5 protein-coding genes and 1 pseudogene are annotated in these 4,219 nt (G+C 39.3%); all 6 read right to left on the bottom strand.

Annotated features, from left to right (window positions below):
* A pseudogene (locus tag ACTHJT_RS16790) lies at positions 1–219 on the bottom strand (acyltransferase family protein); the annotation flags it as partial.
* A gap of 120 nt (positions 220–339) precedes the next feature.
* Positions 340–852 (bottom strand): hypothetical protein, encoded by a 513-nt coding sequence (locus tag ACTHJT_RS16785; protein ID WP_440240342.1) that lies wholly within the window; start codon positions 850–852, stop codon positions 340–342.
* Between the two features lie 11 nt (positions 853–863).
* On the bottom strand, positions 864–2,036 hold the full coding sequence (locus tag ACTHJT_RS16780; protein WP_440240340.1) for a WG repeat-containing protein: 1,173 nt from the start codon (positions 2,034–2,036) through the stop codon (positions 864–866).
* Between the two features lie 48 nt (positions 2,037–2,084).
* Positions 2,085–2,408, bottom strand: a complete 324-nt coding sequence (locus ACTHJT_RS16775) for a hypothetical protein (protein WP_440240338.1) — start codon at positions 2,406–2,408, stop codon at positions 2,085–2,087.
* Between the two features lie 12 nt (positions 2,409–2,420).
* Positions 2,421–2,591, bottom strand: coding sequence for a DUF6728 family protein (locus ACTHJT_RS16770; RefSeq protein WP_440240336.1), 171 nt, complete (start codon positions 2,589–2,591; stop codon positions 2,421–2,423).
* Positions 2,592–2,610: 19 nt separating this feature from the next.
* Positions 2,611–4,219, bottom strand: a 1,609-nt coding sequence (gene ispG / locus ACTHJT_RS16765; protein WP_440240334.1) for a (E)-4-hydroxy-3-methylbut-2-enyl-diphosphate synthase, incomplete at its 5' end; no start/stop codon positions are given.

The following is a 4,219-nucleotide window of genomic DNA, read 5'->3' as shown; positions in this document are numbered from 1 at the left end:
CATGTTGAATGTACCGGTCGCTTTTTTTTCTTCCAGAATGATATATGTAATTAAAAAACCGCTTAAAGCAAAAAAGAATGTGACTGCCGTACCACCACCTTCCTTTACAAAAGTCAGTACTGGAAAACTCCATATAGGTATGTGAAACAGAAACACTTTAAAAAATGCGAAGAATCTTAATGCATCCAGTGTTTGGAAATGTTTCCGGTTATTTTTCACAATCGTTTATTTCTGACATATTGAATTATAAACTTAAAAAATCATCTGCATAAATAATCCTCTATAAAGAAAAAGTCACGCCGGAAGCGTGACTTTTTCTTTATAGAGAAAATGATTGTTTTATTTAATCAGGAAATGTTCTTCTCCGATTTTCAAACCATCAACATAGAGTTCTATAATATGCAGACCATGTCTGAAATGCTTTGAATGGTTATATAAGAAATCGATTTGTAAAGGCTTGCCATCGTATTTAGTGCTTACCTTGTATGTGTAAGGAGTTTCTTTACTATTTAACAGGAATAAACCACCGCCGGAAGCCGGATCATAGATATCAACGCCATGCGGATCCAGTACACGCATCATTACTGCTTTATAAGTGGGTGTTGTGATACTGGAATCGGTATTCACAAGCAGGAAATTTACATGCAGAATTTTATAGCTTGACTTATGTGGATCGTGCGCATGGGTATGATGCGTACTATCGGCAATATGTTCAATATCTTTCACTAAAATTACTTTCAGATCTTCTGCCACTAAACTATTGTGCTTTCCGACCTGTGCATTACCGGAAAGAGATGTAAGAGACAAAACAGCTACACCTATACCCAAAACAATCTTATTTAATCGATTCATAATCAAATTTATTATTCACAAAACTTAACACAAGTACCTTTTTTATCAATGAAGCGAGTCTTTTCATTCAAAACTACTTCAGCAGTGCCATTCAGGAAGTCATACGCATATTCATAATTAAAAGATATAGATAATTTTCCTTTCATATCAATATACCCGTATTTACCTGCTTTGGTTACCACTGCATATCCTTCAGAGAACGGACGGTTCACTTTATAGGTAAACGGACTAACAACTTCATTTTCCATGTTAATACATCCCCAGGTGCCGCTTTTTATAGCCATCATCTCCAGATCGTTATCCGGATCTTCCAGCCATTGATATACCAATGGTACAATTACCGTACCTGTTTTATCAATGTAGCCATATAGGTTATTCTTCTTTACTTTTGCATACCCATTGGAAAAGTCTGAGGCCCAGTCATAATCAGCAGGAATAATCATCACACCGGAAGAATTCGCAAATCCCCAGGTTTCACTTTTTTGTACACGAACCAATCCATCTTTAAAAACAGAAACCCAATCCTGCTCAATCGCCAGAATTGCTTTTCCGCTTTTATCAATAATTCCATATTTACCGTCACGCTCTACCACAGCAACCCCACTGCTATAGTTACCGGCTTTTTCATACAAGGGCTGTACAACAAAAACACCTTTGGAATTAATGTATCCATACTTGCCGTTTTTCTTTACGGCAGCCATTCCTTCTGAAAATTCAAATCCGCTTTCAAATTGAGGAAGAATGATTTCTTTTCCGGTCTTATCAATATATCCGTACTTGCCACCTTTTTTGATTACAGCCATTCCTTCTGCAAACGGATAAGCTTGTTCAAATTTCAACGGAATTTTTAACGAACCTAATTTATCCATATACCCCCAGGCACCTGTTGCCTTTACCGCTGACAAACCTTCTGTAAACGCGAGTGCCGAATCGTATTTAAGATTGATTTTTATTGCACCTGTCTGGTCAATAAAATACCCTTTTCCCATGCGGTATACCAATGCTCTTCCTTCAGAAAAAGGAGTCACTTTATCATAAATAGGTTGAATGATTACTTTGCCGGTGCCCGCATCCACATACCCATATTTTTCCTGGGACTTGAATGGCGTTGGAATAGTTTGTGCCTGACCGATCAAGTAGCTGCAAAGAATCAAACAAAGAAATGTATATTTTAAATAATGCATAAGCATAGTTATAGATTACAGATATATATAAATGATAAAGTCCGGGAATTATTGATATGTACTCCAGCATTCCAGTACTTCAACAGCAACTTCAATCAGGATGAACAGTACGTCTTCGGTTGTTTTTGAAACAATTCTGATAGTCTGTCTTCTTCGCTCCTGTCTTGTTCTTTTGTCTGCCGGTGATTTGCCCTCAATTGCACTTTCAGTATAAGGATCTCTGTTCAACAGAACCGGTGTAAAATCATTTCGGACAGTATCTTTACAGATAATGCTTTTTGAAGGAACAGGGCTTGGTACCTTCTCCAATCCAACAGCGGCTTCAGACTGCAGCGTCCAGCAAACCAATATTCCCAGGAAGATTTTCTTCATTTGTTCACAAAATTAACGGATAAATAAACGATATATAATCACTACAAGGCAAACTAAAAACATAGTAATTGCTATCCTGTTTGCCCAATACATCATTTTCATATAGCTGGAAGCATTCGGATCTTTCTTTCTGAAAAAGTATCCGACCAGGTCTTTCACATTAAAATATTCTTTCCAATTCATACTTTGTATAACATCTGTATTAAGATGCCAACTCTGAAACTACTGGTTCCAGCCATTTGCCATCTTCTTTAATAATATTGATCAGTTCATCTACTGCTTTATCAGAAGCCACGGCTTTATTGACAACCGTTTGTCCGCGGTAAAGCGCAATCTTATCTTTCCCCACGCCTACATAACCATAATCCGCATCGGCCATTTCACCCGGACCATTTACAATACAACCCATGATACCGATCTTCACACCCTTCAGGTGATCGGTACGCTTGCGGATCATAGCAGTGGTTTCCTGCAGGTCGAACAACGTTCTTCCGCATGAAGGACAGGAAATATATTCTGTCTTGGTCATACGGGTACGAGCCGCCTGGAGAATTCCAAAGCCTAAATTATTCAAACTTTTCAGATAATTCAGCAAAGCTTCCTTATCCGGTTGAACAGATTTTGCAGTAGCCAGGAAAACTCCGTCGCCCAAACCATCTACCAGTAACCCTCCGATATCTGTTGAAGCTGCTAAAAACAAAGATTCCTCATTTTTTTGCGCATAAGCCCGTTTAATGATCACCGGAGTTTTAATCTCCCTGTTCATTAACGTGATAAAGCTTCGGCGTAATTCTGCCATGGCATGTTCATTAAACGACTCTAATATCAGTACTACAGTAGAGTCTTTTGCCAAACGGCTCAGTAATGCTTCATCAATATCTTCAATATCAGCAACTACAAAATTCAGTTCGGGGTGTTTCACTACATCGGTTTTATACCAGCGGGCTGTAAACAACGGATATACGGTTGTTTGGTCCGGTAAAACTTTCCAGGTATCAGCATCCACAATTTCCCTTAAACCATTTGGCAACATAAAAGGTGCTTTCTGATGACCGGTATATACAAAATCTGCTCCCAGGTCATTCATGCTCCATTTATCCAAAGCAGGTAAATAAAAATGACCGATGGATTTCAGGTCTTTCATTTCCAGAGATTCCACATGACTCAGGTCGGCAATCACCCGGGGAACATTTGCGCCCCCAATGGTATGCACATCATTTGTACTTCTTCTTTTATAGGAATACGGGTTGATCGGATTTTTTTCTACAAACGGAATCGGGGTATGATTTTTCCGGTTGACATAACGGTCCACCAATTTTGCGGCCACTGGAATTTCAAATTCCGGAGCTTCGGTTAACGATACCCGAACGGTATCACCCAATCCATCCTCTAACAATGTTCCGATTCCAACGGCAGATTTTATCCGTCCGTCTTCTGCCTCGCCGGCTTCGGTTACACCCAGGTGAAGTGGGTAAGGACGCAAACCTTCCTCCTCCAGTTTCTGAACTAGAAGACGGTAAGCCTGTACCATAACCTGTGTATTGCTGGCTTTCATGGAAATTACAATATTGTAATATTCCAAGTCTTCACAAATACGTAAAAACTCCAGGGCCGACTCTACCATACCTAATGGTGTATCTCCGTAACGGGATAAAATACGATCGGAAAGTGAACCGTGATTGGTTCCGATCCGCATTGCCGTGCCGTATTCTTTACAGATTTTTACCAGCGGAATAAACTTTTCACGGATGCGTTCAAGTTCTTCCTGGTATGATTCGTCTGTATATTCTATGACTTCAAACTTCTTTTTA

Source organism: Cytophaga sp., assembly GCF_051961495.1.
Taxonomy (GTDB): Bacteria; Bacteroidota; Bacteroidia; order Cytophagales; family Cytophagaceae; genus Cytophaga.
This window is presented reverse-complemented; position numbering and strand designations above follow the sequence as displayed.